Annotated in this window: 15 protein-coding genes; 4 read left to right on the forward strand and 11 right to left on the reverse strand. The window is 39.9% G+C overall.

The window, feature by feature from the left end; all coding sequences use genetic code 11:
• Window positions 1-49 precede the first annotated feature (49 nt).
• The 3 genes from C9J40_RS15030 to zur all read right to left on the reverse strand — a co-directional run bounded on the left by C9J40_RS15030 (window position 50) and on the right by zur (window position 1423).
• Window positions 50-256, reverse strand: a complete 207-nt coding sequence (locus C9J40_RS15030) for a cold-shock protein (RefSeq protein WP_005372779.1) — start codon at window positions 254-256, stop codon at window positions 50-52.
• A 225-nt stretch (window positions 257-481) separates the two neighbouring features.
• A complete protein-coding gene (locus tag C9J40_RS15035; RefSeq protein ID WP_005372777.1) occupies window positions 482-943 on the reverse strand; it encodes a chemotaxis protein CheX in 462 nt (153 codons plus the stop codon).
• A gap of 24 nt (window positions 944-967) precedes the next feature.
• Entirely contained in the window at window positions 968-1423 is a 456-nt protein-coding gene (gene zur / locus C9J40_RS15040) for a zinc uptake transcriptional repressor Zur (RefSeq protein ID WP_005372775.1), read from the reverse strand.
• Window positions 1424-1817: 394 nt separating this feature from the next.
• Between zur and C9J40_RS15045 the strand changes: the two genes are divergently transcribed.
• Window positions 1818-2060 (forward strand): hypothetical protein, encoded by a 243-nt coding sequence (locus C9J40_RS15045; protein ID WP_107208015.1) that lies wholly within the window; start codon window positions 1818-1820, stop codon window positions 2058-2060.
• A gap of 907 nt (window positions 2061-2967) precedes the next feature.
• Here the strand turns inward: C9J40_RS15045 and C9J40_RS15050 are convergent.
• From C9J40_RS15050 to C9J40_RS15065, 4 genes are all read right to left on the reverse strand, one after another.
• On the reverse strand, window positions 2968-3273 hold the full coding sequence (locus C9J40_RS15050; RefSeq protein ID WP_107247331.1) for a helix-turn-helix transcriptional regulator: 306 nt from the start codon (window positions 3271-3273) through the stop codon (window positions 2968-2970).
• Window positions 3274-3675: 402 nt separating this feature from the next.
• Entirely contained in the window at window positions 3676-4824 is a 1149-nt protein-coding gene (locus C9J40_RS15055) for a mandelate racemase/muconate lactonizing enzyme family protein (protein WP_107247332.1), read from the reverse strand.
• 2 nt (window positions 4825-4826) lie between these two features.
• Window positions 4827-6410: a BCCT family transporter gene (locus C9J40_RS15060; RefSeq protein ID WP_107247333.1), complete on the reverse strand. Its 1584-nt coding sequence runs from the start codon at window positions 6408-6410 to the stop codon at window positions 4827-4829.
• 16 nt (window positions 6411-6426) lie between these two features.
• Window positions 6427-7782 (reverse strand): FAD-dependent oxidoreductase, encoded by a 1356-nt coding sequence (locus C9J40_RS15065; protein ID WP_107247334.1) that lies wholly within the window; start codon window positions 7780-7782, stop codon window positions 6427-6429.
• 144 nt (window positions 7783-7926) lie between these two features.
• Between C9J40_RS15065 and C9J40_RS15070 the strand changes: the two genes are divergently transcribed.
• On the forward strand, window positions 7927-8580 hold the full coding sequence (locus tag C9J40_RS15070; RefSeq protein ID WP_107247335.1) for a GntR family transcriptional regulator: 654 nt from the start codon (window positions 7927-7929) through the stop codon (window positions 8578-8580).
• A gap of 195 nt (window positions 8581-8775) precedes the next feature.
• Window positions 8776-9396 (forward strand): recombinase family protein, encoded by a 621-nt coding sequence (locus C9J40_RS15075; RefSeq protein WP_107247344.1) that lies wholly within the window; start codon window positions 8776-8778, stop codon window positions 9394-9396.
• 65 nt (window positions 9397-9461) lie between these two features.
• Here the strand turns inward: C9J40_RS15075 and dcm are convergent, their stop codons facing one another.
• On the reverse strand, window positions 9462-11132 hold the full coding sequence (gene dcm / locus C9J40_RS15080) for a DNA (cytosine-5-)-methyltransferase (protein WP_107247336.1): 1671 nt from the start codon (window positions 11130-11132) through the stop codon (window positions 9462-9464).
• A 62-nt stretch (window positions 11133-11194) separates the two neighbouring features.
• The gene (locus C9J40_RS15085) at window positions 11195-12634 is read right to left on the reverse strand and encodes an MvaI/BcnI family restriction endonuclease (RefSeq protein WP_107247337.1); all 1440 of its coding nucleotides are present in this window, start codon (window positions 12632-12634) and stop codon (window positions 11195-11197) included.
• A gap of 906 nt (window positions 12635-13540) precedes the next feature.
• On the opposite strand from C9J40_RS15085, the gene C9J40_RS15090 reads away from it, so the two are divergent.
• A complete protein-coding gene (locus C9J40_RS15090; protein WP_107208030.1) occupies window positions 13541-13978 on the forward strand; it encodes a PACE efflux transporter in 438 nt (145 codons plus the stop codon).
• Window positions 13979-14163: 185 nt separating this feature from the next.
• Here the strand turns inward: C9J40_RS15090 and C9J40_RS15095 are convergent, their stop codons facing one another.
• Together C9J40_RS15095 and C9J40_RS15100 are read right to left on the reverse strand one after the other, a co-directional pair.
• On the reverse strand, window positions 14164-14307 hold the full coding sequence (locus tag C9J40_RS15095) for a type II secretion system protein (RefSeq protein WP_107247338.1): 144 nt from the start codon (window positions 14305-14307) through the stop codon (window positions 14164-14166).
• A 374-nt stretch (window positions 14308-14681) separates the two neighbouring features.
• Window positions 14682-14945: a hypothetical protein gene (locus C9J40_RS15100; protein ID WP_107208032.1), complete on the reverse strand. Its 264-nt coding sequence runs from the start codon at window positions 14943-14945 to the stop codon at window positions 14682-14684.
• Window positions 14946-15043: the final 98 nt, after the last annotated feature.

Here is a 15043-nt window from a genome sequence, read left to right on the forward strand (position 1 = left end):
AAAAACGCCGCTAAATAGCGGCGTTTTTTTATCTTTTCAGTGATAGTTATTACAGTGCAATAACTTCGCTGGCTTGTGGGCCTTTCTGACCATCCGTAACGATAAACTCAACACTTTGGCCTTCACGTAAGGTGCGGCGCCCTTGAGCTTGAATAGCACTGAAGTGTACAAACACATCTTTGCCATCTGTTCCAGAAATGAAACCAAAGCCTTTGTCATCGTTGAACCATTTTACGGTTCCAGTCAGTTTACTCATGTACGTCTTTCCCTTTTAGACAAATAATATACAGTCATCTCCGCAGTTATAAGTAACATGATGCGTATGACATAAGCTAGTCTAGATCGAAAAAAGAGCGGAGAGTAGTCTTTTATTTAAGAATGGTTTTATTAATAAAAGACTTAATAAAGAATTAGATAGCGTTAAGTAAAGTAAAGAATTTATCGTGTAATTGACGCTATATTTTCATTAAAAAAGACGATATCAATCGAAACAAATTTCGATATAGGCTTTGCCATAGTCAGAATCAAATGGCATTAAGATGATCGCATTATCACATTTATGGGTAATGGTATGGCCTTTACCAGAAACAACCGCAGGTGTTGCCATATCAAAATCATAGCCATTTTCAGCCAGTGCACGTTTTGCACCACCTGTTACCATATTAGTAATTTCACCAACCATATCAGTAACATCTTCATTAATGCCTGCTGGACGTTCACCGAGCATGCGTTGCATGATTTCAAGCGCCAGATCTTGCTCAAACGTGATTGACATCGACCCTTTGGTTTTTGGGCCAATCATACCGATTAAGCCAGATACATCACCACGCGCAATTTCATCTTTCTTTAGTCTTGGCTTTTGTGGTGTCATTGGCATAGATGCCATGGTGTTAAGCACATTAATCAGAGATGCAAGAAAAGGGTTTATAAATTCTGCGCGCATAATTGTAAGACTTTTCGTTGTAGGTTAAATAATAGGTTTATTGCCTTGGCATTTTTCACAAATACCATGGCTTTCAACAACATGATGATTAATCTTAAAACCAAGTTTTTCTGATTTTTGACGAAGCAGTTTGGCTAACTCATCATCATGGCACTCTTCAACACTGCCACATTCATCACAAATCAATAACTGCGAACAGTGATCGGCATGTCCTAGTACACAGCAAGCAATATAGCTATTTGTGGACTCCACTTTGTGAACAAAACCTTGTGCTAAGAGAAAATCTAAAGCTCGGTAAATCGTTGGCGGCTTTGCTTGCGGTTCTGAAATTTTGAGTTGATCTAATAACTCATAAGCGCTGATTGAGCTATGGTGCTCAATAATCAACGCCAACACTTTTAAGCGCTGTGGCGTAAGTCGAACGCCTCGCTCTTCACAGAGCCGCTGCGCCTTTGTTAATAATTGGGCTTGATCCGCCATAAAACCTCAAAAAACTACAATAACCGTTTTATTTTATCACAGCCTATTTGAAACATATCGTAACTTAGCAATTAAGCTGCAATAAGCTGTAGTGTTTCGTGTAGAGGATCACGTAATAAGAAAAATAAGAATAAGTGAGCACTGATTTTTTCATTGATGCTTGCGGTGACTCGAAATATTCCTTTTAGGTGTTAATCATCGTTTATACGCTTCAAGGAATAGTGGGGTTAAGCCATAAGGTGGAGGGCTGATTAGATTTCCTCTTCTATAGTTACTTGTTGGTAATAATCTTTTGTTATTTTGCTGTATTGTTGTTTTTGGTGTAACTATTGATAATACACCCATCGAAACGCACAGGCGTTTATAAACATAAAGACACAAGGTTTTATTACTCATGAAAACAGTTATTAAAGCAACTATCGCAGCCGCTATCATCGCTATGTCTTATAACGCTTCAGCTAAAGATGGTGCGTTTACAGGTAATGTTCAATTTCAAAAAGCAGCCGTTAGCAACATAAATGTCGCACATTACCAAAAACAAGGTACCGCAGAGCGTTCACACTCAGGTGTGGTATTTACACAATCAGCATCACAACTCACATTTACTGGAAAGTTACTGTCTGCAGCTGATAAATAAGCCGCAGATATCGGCAAGCGATACCTCATTTTAATTATTACGTTTACGTAATAGTGGTTAACTTTTCATTTTATTGTTTATTTCCAGTAAGTGAGATGTTGTTAGCATTAACACTAAGAATCACCATAAAAATTTGGTGCTGGTAACATTCACCTTCCACAAAAAGAACAATTAATGAGGATTTATTCGAATTTAATGAATGGTTATTGGTGGGGGTGATATGTAATATTTGCATTAGTAAAACTAATGCAAAGAAGCATTATTTCTCACTTTTAAAAGCCGATTAAACTCCTATAATGCCCCCCATCGAAACGCGACCAATGCCTTATAAATACTGTGTTTAGGCAAGGTTGTACATTATATAAAACTTGCTTTATTAAGGAATTCACAATGTCACGTATCATTAACAAAATTGTTGGCTTATACACTCCAGTTTTCGCTTCTATGTACAAAGCGCAAATCAAATAAGTGTTTAAAGAATTTAAAAAAGGGCGTTGAAGGTAACTTCAACGCCCTTTTGCTATTTGGTAAAGAGATAACTCAAAAACGCAGCGAAGAATGATCCAAGAGTGATATTCTCTAAGTCATAATCCTGATTTTATGATATTTCGTTAATTGTTATATTGATGACTTCAAATTATTACTTAAATATAACCCTGTATTTATGACTTCATAAATACGGGTGGTCTATTGTAAGTGCGTGAGATTCGGGCTTGTTTAACGAGATCCTCTGCCTACCCAGTGTAGCCCGCTTGGTGCTAAAAAATAGTGTCTATCCTTTGGCCTGTCCGTATTTGGTTATAGGCTTTATTTTCTTATTTCTATAGCGGCCTACGTGGGCTGGTCGTTGCGGTAAAGCAAGATCAAAAGCAATAAAAAAGCCTGTTGGCGCAGGCTTTTATCGTTTTTAATGAGGCATCGCGTCAGCAATGTTTGGGGCTTTTTTCACATACCGTTGTTGGAGTTCTTCAAATAATTCCATGGTATCAAAACTGTCTAACGAGGGACGTTCGCCAGTAAAATACGCGACACTTTTATTAAACAGTGCCGATATTGCAATGAGTGTATCTAATCGTGGTAGTGTTTTTCCGTACTCTAAATCTAAGTAGGTTTGCCTTGCAATTTTCAAGTGTTTAGCGGCATCGACTTGCGTCATGCCATGCTCTTCACGGACTTGCTTTAGCAAAAAGTGAAATGCGTTAGGGGTGCTCATTATTTTAGTTCTTCTATGTTTTTGTACGTCGGACCAAGGAATTGTATCGCTAAACAGGAAGTTGAAAAGTAGGGAAAAGTGATTTTTCGTTATAAATGGTTAGGCTGGAAAGTGCCATTAACTAGACGATATAACGCTTTGTGTTTAATCGCTCTTCTTTACTACGATTTAGAAAATAATCGCTTTCTGTTGCGGTAGATATAACAGATATTATGTGGCATGGGTGGGAGTTGGTTGTGAATAAGTAATCCTTATTCGTTACAACATTATAATAATATGCGCTTTTTCCCATTATCATGTATATCTGAATCCTAACAATTGGCAATCTATTGAATTAACAGTAATTTAAAAGGCACCCGTAGATGCCTTTGATTTATTTACTGTTTCCAAATGAGTTTGAAATTATTGGCTGACTTTATTTAAGTACTCCATATTGAGTTTAATACCTAAACCCGGAGCGTCACTTACTGCAATCATACCATCGATGATTGGCGGCTCATCTAGGGTTAGATTTTGAGTGAGTTCACCTTGCCAGAATTCTTGATGCAGATATTCAATGTAGTGATCAGTTTTCATCGCAGCACCAAAGTGACGGGCTGCCGCAGAAGTAATACCGGTTTTCCAGTTGTGTGGCATTAGGATCGCATTGTGATATTCACATAACTCTTCAATACGCAACAGTTCCGTTAGACCACCGCAGCGATTGTAATCGGATTGAACCACTGAAATACCCGTCGTGTTTAACCATTCTTGTGCTTCAAAGCGAGTAGTAGACATTTCAGCGCCACATAAACGTGTCGATAAACACGCAGCGAGCTTCTTGTGACCAATTAAATCGTCATGTTGAAGTGCTGCTTCGACAAAATAGAGATCGATATCTTTAAGTTGATTGAATGTCCAACGTGCAGCCTGCCAATCATGCCAGCGGTATAAACAATCCACCATCATATCAATATCATAGCCAAGTAGATTACGCAGTTCGCGAAGATACCAAACAATCTCTTTATCTGTCGCAGGGCAGCTAGGCATGATACAAACCTTAACGGCTTTAGCACCTACCGCTTTCGCTTTATCGAATAGTACAGCATATGCATCGATGATTTCTTGCAGAGAAGCATCTGACGATACACTCGGGTATAGAGTGAAATAAGGGGTAATCTTGTCGCGATTCTTACCCCCCATTAGTTGGTATGCAGGTACGCCAAGCTGTTTGCCTGCAAGATCGTACAGTGCCATGTCGATACCCGAAATAACAAACATTCCTAGGCCACGCATGCCAACCCATCGAGTGGTGTCGTACATATTTTCCCAAATAGAGCGGAATGCCATTGGTTCACGGCCAATCACCGCTTCTTTAATATTTTTAAGCCATTTATGTTCGGTTTCTAATTCGGCAAAGGCTTTGATGACTTCAGGGGAACCATCGGCTTCGCCAATACCGTACATACCGTTCTCATCAGTCACTTTAACGATAACGGTATTTTCACTCCAGTTTGTCGCTTCAACATTGACTGGAATAAATTCAACAGAGGTGATTTTTGCAATAGACATTGTTATGCCTCAACTTTATTTAGTTCAACAGCGTTATCGCTTACTTGTGCTGGTGCAGCAACTGTTTGGTTAAAGAGTTCAGGATGGTCACGACGAATCCATTTCATCAAACAAACCACTAGCATGAAATAAAGAACAATCATTGGTAGGCCAACAACCACACACATAGATTTAATGGTATCTATGCTTCCGCCCATGAAGAATGCAGCCATTGATACCGCACCGATACCAATTGCCCAAATCATACGTACTGAAACATCAGGATCTGCGTCATGGTCAAGTTCTTTAGTCGTCATCATTGATACTGCCATTGCTGCTGATGTCATTGTCGTCGACATAAGGAAGAACTCAACGACCAAGAACGTCACCAGAATGATACCGCCAAATGGCAAAGACTTAATGGTTTGAATAATTGCACTTGATACGCCGGATTCCGTCATCCATTGTAAAATAGGTAATGCGCCGGTGATTTCGTTAAATACAGAGTAGCTACCAAAAATAGCAATAAAGAATGAACAGCCAGCAGAACCAAAAGTAATGGTTGTTAGGACTAACTGCTTGATCGTACGTCCTTTAGAGATACGAGCAAGAAAAACACCCATCATCACCAAGTAAGCGAAGTACCAAGCCCAGTAATACATAGTCCAAGCTTGTGGGAAGCCAGATTTCTGCACTGGATCAGTCCAGAAGCTCATTCGGATGTAGTTGTTAAACATCACACCTAAGCTATCGAAGAAGTAAGAGAAAATAAAAGCTGTTGGACCAGATATTAGAATGATCAAACCTAGCGCAAATGCAGCGTACACACATGCATTAGCAAGTTTCGACACGCCTTTCTTCATACCGGCAAACATCACGAGTGCATAGAATGCGATAAAAAGAATAATGATGCTCACTTGCACTTCGATGCCATTTTTAATGCCAGTTAGGTTTTCAATACCTGCACCGATAAGGTCTACAGCAAGTCCCATCGAGGTAGAAAACGCACCGAGTGTACCGAAAATAGCAACGATATCGATGATGTAACCAACGATGCCTTTAGCGTGTTTTTCACCAATAATATCAACAAGTAGTTGGCTAAGACGAAGATTACGGCGTTTCATCTTGTGCAAGTAGTAGGCAAATGGAACTGCAGGTAAACAGAAAATAGCCCAACCGGTTGGTCCCCAATGGAATAACGTGTAGGTGATAAGCCATTGTGCTGCCTCAGGAGAACCTTGCTCTGCAAACATTGGTGGACTTTGCATGTAGTACATCGGTTCGCCAACGGCCCAGAAAATCAATGCAGCGCCTACGCCAGCAGAGAAAATCATGAACGCATAGCTTGAATAGCTAAATTCAGGAGTGTCTGAATCAGTTCCCAGTTTGATGTTACCGAAACGGCTGAATGCAAGGTAAAGAAGGAACATCAAAGATGAAAAACCAGCAAGCTGGATAAACCAACCGATATCGTTGGTTACCCATTTCATGCCAGCATTTGCAGCCGCGCCTGATTGCTCAGGGAAGAATACAGCGAGCCCGAGTGCCAAGAACGTAAAGCTTATGGCAGGCCAGAATAGTTTGTGGTCTAGATTATTGAATTTCATTGCAATTCCTTGCTAATTATAAATTGCTGCCGTTTTCAATCATGATGGCGCGAATATCCGCAACATTTAGGTCACGAATCGCTGAATTTGTATTTATTGCTTGTACCGCGGCAACGCCGGCTGCGTGGCCGAGTTCAAAGCACTGCGCGGTTACGCGTGCTGAAGCGAGAGCTTCATGTTCTGCACTTAGGCAGCGGCCTGCGACGATAATATTTTCACCAATAACAGGGACTAGTGTGTGGAATGGGATGTCATAGTAATCGTTCAGTAGCCAGTGTAGTTTTGGCTTATCGCCAGAGTGTAATTCGATTGGCCACGGAGTTCGACAGATGCCGTCTTCACGTTTGCGGCAGTTAACCACGTCTTCGTTAGTTAGCGTTTCAACACCCACAATTGAACGAGTTTGACGAATACCCACTTCAACACCGGTATCCACCACGTAAGCATTTTCACAACCCGGCACGTATTTATTGAGGAAACGTGCGTAGTCACGAACTTGGCGACGGCCAAAAATCTCTGCTTCAGTGAAATCTTTCGGATCGATAACGTTCAATGTGCGGCCATCTTGGCCAGCTAAGCGAGTCGCGTTGACCATCAGTTCACTAGGGCGAGTGGTTGGGAAGATCCAAATCTTATGGCGTGGAAGATCGTAGTCACCCGATGCATTAGCCGCGAGAATGTTCTCGGTTACTTTTGGTGGACAGATGGTATCTTCACCGTAGTACGCAAGGTACTTATCCATATCTACCCCCGCATAGCGGAAGAACATGGTTGGGTTTTGAATACGACCGTTGTCACCGAAGTAGTAATCCATACCCGCGCGCGCTACCACCGCCGCATCGCCAGAGGCATCGATGATTTTTTTGCTGAGAATGATGCTTTGACCTGCGTTTGACTCAATGACCACACCTTTAAACGCATCGCCATCCATGATCACGCCAGTAACCGCTGTATGGAATAGCGTGTTTACGCCAGCCTGCTCAAGAAGGTCATCGGCGACTTCGCGCCATACCAACGGATCGTGCGTCACTGTGAAGGTTTTGCCGTAAATTTGTGGAGGTGTCACGCCACCACGTTTTTCCAATTCTTGACGAAAACGTTCAGTAAAACCGAAGACAACTTGCTCGGGTTGGGCATTTTCGTCTTCTGTTGCCATGTACATACCACAAATGGTGCCGGATAGGCCTGCGACTGCTGCGCCACCGCAAAATCCATATTTCTCAATCAGCCATGTATCTTTACCCATACGACCAGCGGTCTCTGCCGCCGCTACGCCTGCGGGACCACCACCAATAACCAATACCTCAGCTTCTGCCAGAATTGGCAGTTCTGGTAGAGATTCATAACGACGGATAATACTCCAAGATTTCATTGTTGCCTCACTAATAGATTACTGGTATACATGTGATATATCAGGTGTGTGCGTTGAATATATACCTGTATTTTTTGTGGTAAAATTAATTCTGGTCTTATTGTGAGGTTGCTCACTGAGAATTTAACAAAGGAACAAAAGGGTATGAAAATTAACCCCCTAAATAAGAATGAAGTTGCGTATAATCAGCTAGAGAAAATGATTATCTTCCGCGAACTAGAGCCGGGAAGCATGGTGAGCGAGAAGCAACTAGCTGAAAGCTTAGGTCTAGGTAGAACACCTGTACGTGAAGCGTTACAACGTTTGTCTTATGAGCGGATGACTGAAATTCACCCGAGAAGAGGGATACAAATCCCACCGATAACAGTGGAAAGCCAGCTTAAAATATTGGAAGTTCGACGTGATATAGAAGCACTGTGTGTACGTTATGCGGCATCACGAGCAACCCTTGAAGTGAGGTTGAAAATGCTGCAGCTTGCTAGTGAGCTAGAAACCTGCGCTCAAAAAAGAGATGACTTTAAATATGCTGAGTTATTAAAAGAGATACATATATTATTGGTAAAAGCAGCAGATAATGAGTATTTAGAATTGGCGATGGCACCGCTACAGGGCTTGTCGCGCCGTTTTTGGTTTACGTATAAAGATGAAGGACAAGATTTTGTTCAAGCGTCGTCATTGCATGCTGCTGTATTACGCGCGGTATACAATGCAAATGAAGAAGAAGCTGTGATCGCGTCTCATCGCCTTAATGACTATTTAACCGATGTTGCTTATCGAAGTATTCAACCTCGTAAATGATCCGTACCATTAATTATAAGCAATAGCTCTTTCCTTACTGATCCCCTTTAACTCAAACATTGAATAATTTTTATCATTCGTAGAGCTTTGCTTTGATATTCATGTAATCTTTATCATATAAGAGCATGATTCCTTGTATACCTTTTTAAGAGTCTATTTTTTGTGCACCCTAACGAAACCAGTTTAGGGGTAACCATGCTGATCCGTGCCTATCTTCGTGCTTCAACCACCGAGCAAGATGCCCAACGGGCAAAAGAAGAACTCAAAGCCTTTGGCGCTAAGTTTGATTTTCGTATTGCTGGCTACTACATCGAAAACCAATCAGGCACCAAGTTAGAACGTCCTGAACTCAACAAGCTGATCGACGATAGCGAAGCCGGTGATGTGTTGCTGATTGAAAAGATGGATCGCCTTACTCGTTTACCTTGGCTTGAATGGAAAACTTTAAAAGCACGTATCATGGAAAAAGGGTTGGTGATTGTGGTGGCAGATCAGCCTATGACGCATGCGGTGTTCAGCGCAGGAGAGCAGAACAGCATTACCTTGGCTTTAACCGAGTTCATGTTGGATTTAGGTGCAGCCATGGCCCGTGATGATTACGAAACTCGCCATAAACGCCAAGCACAAGGTATTGCGAAAGCAAAAGCAGAAGGTAAGTATCGTGGTCGCCGTGTGAATGAATCTCTGCATCAAGATATAAGGGATCAGTTAAAACTTGGGCGGAGTTATTCAGAGATACAGCAGAAGTTAGGCTGTAGCAGGGCGAAAATAGCGAGAGTGGCTAAGTCAATTATATGGTTTAAATCAATAGATTAACCTTAATGATTTATGTTAAAGGCCGCTTTATTCGCGGCCTTTTTATATAAACTCAGGTAATTAGATTACATTTTACTTTTTAATAAGGCTGCGACCGAACGAAAGACAGGTACAACAACTGAGTTACCAAATTGTTTGTACGCAGCTGTATCTGCGCAAACAATCCTAAAATCAGTATCTGTTTCATTTCGATCAAACTCTGGCTTTTCAAATCCCATTAATCTTGCACATTCTCGCGGAGTAAGTCGTCGTGGTGTCTTATATAATGAATCAAACTCAGGTGCATAACGCCCGTGCAGCTCATCATATTTCTTTTCACCCTCTTTAAGTGCAAGTTTGTATTCTTTTTCTGATGTGTTTGGATTATTACTTTTGAAGCGCTCAGCGAAGCTTTTTGCTACTTCCTCTCGTTCAAGGTTCTTTCTAATACCGTTGGGTCTGTTATCAATCAAGTATTCAGGCTCGAGTCCATCTTGGTTAATTAATATTTCAGATCCATCTTTGTAATAACGTGCTGAAAGTGTACGTGTTATTGCTTTTGGGTTTTGTGGATCAACCAACCCAAATCCAAAACCATTACCTTTTGTTTGATGCTTTAGTGCGTAGTGGTATAAATAGTTCCAAAGGTTTGGTGTAAGAGTGTATTTCTCTTTCTCTGCTTTGTTGAGTTTGCAAAGTATATTATCCACAGTATAACGATTTTTTGGCTTCTCTATATTGTTGAGAGAAAGCTGCTTTAGCTCAGGTCTTACTTGAGTTAAATCTTTACGTATACCAACTAATACAATACGTTCACGGTGTTGCGGTGTAAAATGAGCGCCATCAATGATTGTTGGCTCAGGCTTACGTTTACGTACTTGTTTTATCGCTTCTTCAATATCTGAATCAACATTCGATATATCAGCAACCCAATATCCTGCGTTATCGAGCGCTCTGATGATTGTTGCAAAGGTATTCCCTTTATCATGGCTTTTTAAATTCTTAACATTTTCAAGTACAAAGTATTTTGGCTGTCTTGTTATAAGAATTTGTTCTACATCGAAGAATAAAGTGCCTTGTGTATCACACTCAAACCCATGCGCTCGGCCTAATGAATTTTTTTTAGATACGCCTGCGAGTGAAAATGGCTGGCAAGGAAAGCCTGCAAGAAGTAAATCGTGCTGCGGTATATGCTTTAAGATGCTTGCTTGTCTGTCTTCTTCTGTCGCTTCTGTATTTCCACTCTGCGTAATTTGAGTGACATCCATATAAGAAGTATTCTTCTCTGGATTATCATTTATATCATCTAGGAAATACGGCAGCTCGTGCTCATCAACATAGTGATTAGCTAGATAAGTTCTACGTGCGGCCATATCCCATTCACAGGTAAATACGCATTTTCCACCGACATCTTCAAAGCCTTTGCGTAAGCCGCCAATGCCAGCAAAGAGATCGATGTACGTAAAACTTGGCGTATCCCAATGGGGGGGCTTTTGGGGTAAGAGTTTTTCTTTTAAATCTTCTAGCGCTTTTTCATGAAAAATAATAAAACCAGCGTTAGGGTTAGCTTTCCACTTACTTAATTTTTCACGTGATATATCACTATAATTGCCACCAAGTTGTTGAAATTTAATAGCTAGGTTCTTTTGGTCGTAAATTTCAATAAGAAGTTTTAATAGCTTATTTGTTTCTTCTAAATTTCGATGTAGGCGCTTCTCATCTTCTAGATCACCTTTAAGTATTTCGTTGTATCGCATGACTTCTTCTTGGTGGGTGTTTTGTGCTTGATTCTATCACACAAAACTCCCTTTTTTGGTTTTTATAATTGAACTATTGCAGTTTCCTCATATAAATCGCAAGCTGCTTTGTAAATGTCATTGATTCGCCATTGTGAGCGTCGTTTGTTTTCTTTCGGGTTATCGGGGCAATATTTAGGTGCAGGATCTAAGTAAATAATCCCTTTATGAATGGCCTGGAACAGATTCTCTGCATTAGTCTTATTACACCATAAGACCTTATTGGAAAACTTCACTTTCCATTTGTAACCATCATCTAGTGTTGCTTTATCGTCATTAGAAATTTTCTCTGCGGGTACATAAACAACTTCATTATGTTTGGCGCCCCAGCAGTTAAGTAAACGTTCTAAAGACCAACTTGCGGCTATTTTATCTTGTCTATCGACGAGTACGACGGCCATATCCATCATTTGCTTAGTAATTGCTATTTCAGGAGTATAGTAGCCGGTTTTATACTCTATTTTCTTCTTACCTGTAATCGGATCTTTGGTTTTAATTGCATGTTTGCAAATGATTTTTAGTGTTAATTGTGTTTTTGTATTTTCTTTGTATGCACGATGTAAGCCTGTTAATCGGTATGCCCCGTCTTTTTCATAACCATAAGTTGTCATAAAACGATTGAAGTCATCTTTGTAAAGTCCACCATCAGGTTCTGGCGTGAATAGGGTAAGTTTCTTTCGTGTAAATGATTTCAACTCAATACCAAAAATATCACCATTCTTATCGGCATTAGGCTTTATTCCACAAGCATGTTCGAGTGTGTAACCATGTACTTGTGTACCAGTAAAAGGAATAGTATTCCCTTCTTTATTAAAGCGACAACCAAGCAATGCTTTGTTTGCTATTTTGTCTTTAAGAATAAATTTTAGTTTTTCTGTCCCTGTTTCTTGTTCAATAATGATCGCTTTACATACAGAAGAACCATGGTAATTCTCAAGATTTTTAAATTGTTCTACGAAGGTTTTGTTAGGTGAAACAGCAATCATTGCGATGGCTTCACCAGCCTTCGTTGCTCCGATTATTAAATAACGGGGCAATAACCCATTGCTCTTTGTGTAATCAATTGATAGTGAACGCGGCATTTCCCCGTCAACAGTTAAAAAACCTGACAATCTGGCTTCGGGATATTGTGAATATACAATCGCTTTGCAAGCTTTAGTCTTCGCTGTTTGCCCTTTGTTGTCTAACCATGAAAAGGATTCAAATACAGCTTCAGGAATATTCTTACCGGGGGTAGAGGCTCTTTTAGTTTGACTGGTACTAGCTTCTCTATCTCTAAAGTTCAAAGCAAAAATAGAGTTCAGTAAACTTGCATTAGAATGTATATAAATTTGATTTTTATCATTAGCATTTTTTGGCAACGCTTTAATTAATGCAATGTTACATCCATGTACTTGGAGCTGTTTGAGCACTGTATCTAAATTGTCTATGTCCGTGTGATCGAATTGATTGAATTGATACATTGGTACAGTCCTGTCGCAGAAATGAGAACAGAACATTATGATCAATTTTCCAGGTTATCAATAGGTTACGGTTTTTTATGGTGCTTAATTTTCTAGTTTTACTTTAACTACACCCTTTTGCCTCATACCACTCACCACCAACGCCACATTGATATAAACTCCCATCCATGTCATTTACATGGTTAGGGCTTTGCCGCTTTCTTTCTCGAACGTGATTCAATTTACTGTCGCAAAGCTGTTGTTAAAATCAGGATGGCCGTCTTGTTTATCAATACGGATTGTTGCGTAGCTGCTATGGCGATCAATATGCTTAACACGCTAATGGTGATGATTGATTTAAGTAAGGTAAATCCTTTAATTATCATTATATTAAATCCATTTTACGTAAGTTATGTAAATTGCATCAGTTAAGTAAGTTAAGTAAGTTACTTAACTTAAATCAGTTTAAAGCGGTTGGCTTTCCACTCGGCAGCATCTATTAATCCGTTATCGTAATAGCCACCCCAATCGAAAAAGAACGGGCTAAAACTGCCGCTTCCTGTTATGTGGCTAACTCCAATACAGGCAATAATCATTACTACTGAAATATCTGTTACTTTGGATTTAATTGAGTTCGCGCTGGATTTTGAGGTAATTACATTAGAGAAAAAGAGAAGTTAGGGTGTAGCAGGGCGACAATAGCGAGGGTGGTGAAGGAGGGTTAGGGTTGGTGTGTTGCTCGTGAATACACGGAAAGACCGCTCATCAAGGCTAACACCTATCACTTAAGGTGTTTGGAATGAACTTGATAACGAGTTTTATTGATACTAAATAGAGAATACTATCTGTTTTTCGGATGGTTTCTAATTATTATCTTTTGTTTTCTTAGTTATACTTTGTTTTTTTATAAATATGGATGACAAACTAATGAGAACGACATCAGATCGTATCCGTCATGCTATTGGATTTGAAGTTATTGGGTTGTTGATTGTTGTTTTCGGCTTGAGTCAATTTGATTTCAACATCGGACATGTAGGGATTGTGGGCGTTTTGTTTTCTATAATTGCGACTGTTTGGACTTATTTTTATAATCAGTTTTTCGATAACTTTATGATGAAAACCTATAACGTACAAAAGAAAAAGGTACATCACAGGATATTACAAAGTATTGGGTTCGAGGTGGGGTTACTTATTATAACTATACCTGTGCTGTCGGTGGTATTGAAAGTCACACTAATAGAGGCTTTCATTCTTGATATCGGGTTAGTTGTCTTTTATCTGTTTTTCTCATATTTTTATAATGTTATTTATGACGCAGTGTTTCCAATTAAGCAATTGGTCGTACATGATAAACAAAGTGAATGAACGTTTATTTTATATAACACCCGTTACATGTACCAAATTTGAAAGGTCGCTTAGGCGGCCTTTTTTGTATCAACACTCCTCTGCCCCATACCACTCCCCTTCAACACCACATTGATATAAACGTCCCATCCATGTCATTTGCATCGTTAGGGCTTTGCCGCTTTCTTTCTCGAACGTGATTCAATTTACTGTCGCAAAGCTGTTGTTAAAATCAGGATGGCCGTCTTGTTTATCAATACGGATTGTTGCGTAGCTGCCATGGCGATCAATATGCTTAACATGCTAATGGTGATGATTGATTCAAGTAAGGTAAATCCTTTAATTTTCATTGTATTAAATCCTTTTTGCGTAAGTTACATAAGTTAAGTAAGTTACGTAATTTAAATTAGTTTGAAGCGGTTGGTTTTCCACTCGGCGGCATCAATTAATCCGTTATCGTAATAGCCACCCCAATCGAAAAAGAATGGGCTAAAATTGCCGCTTCCTGTTATGTGGCTAACCCCAATACAGGCAATAATCATTACTACTGAAATATCTGTTACTTTGGATTTAATTGAGTTCGCGCTGGATTTTGAGGTAGTTACTTAGAGAAAAAGAGAAGTTAGGGTGTAGCAGGGCGACAATAGCGAGGGTAGTAAAAGAGAGTTAGGGTTGGTGTGTTGCCTGTGAATACACGGAAAGACCGCTCATCAAGGCGGTCTTTTTATCTGCTATAGCAATTCATTCGAATGGTTGCACCATCGGCAATATAGCTAAGTAAGGCTTTGCACTTATCAATAATGTTTTGGCTTTTGCTCTTATTAAGAAGCTGAGTCAAAGATTGAGTTAATCCGGCAGATTCATATTGTTCTAATGAAATGATCACTGCACTCGGTAATTTCTGATTGTCATTGCAATAGGCTTTTACGGAGACTTTCTTTGGCGAACTTCTGTGATTACTGATCTCAACGATAATATTTTCTGTCATTTATTTACCCTCGAAATAGATGAGTTAACAAAAAGCCAGCGTTGCTCTGCGGTTAGCTTTTTCGTTAATGTCGTTATTCGTTATAAAAAAGGCTGGGA

It is taken from the genome of Photobacterium sp. GB-72, from assembly GCF_003026095.1.
GTDB lineage: Bacteria > Pseudomonadota > Gammaproteobacteria > Enterobacterales > Vibrionaceae > Photobacterium.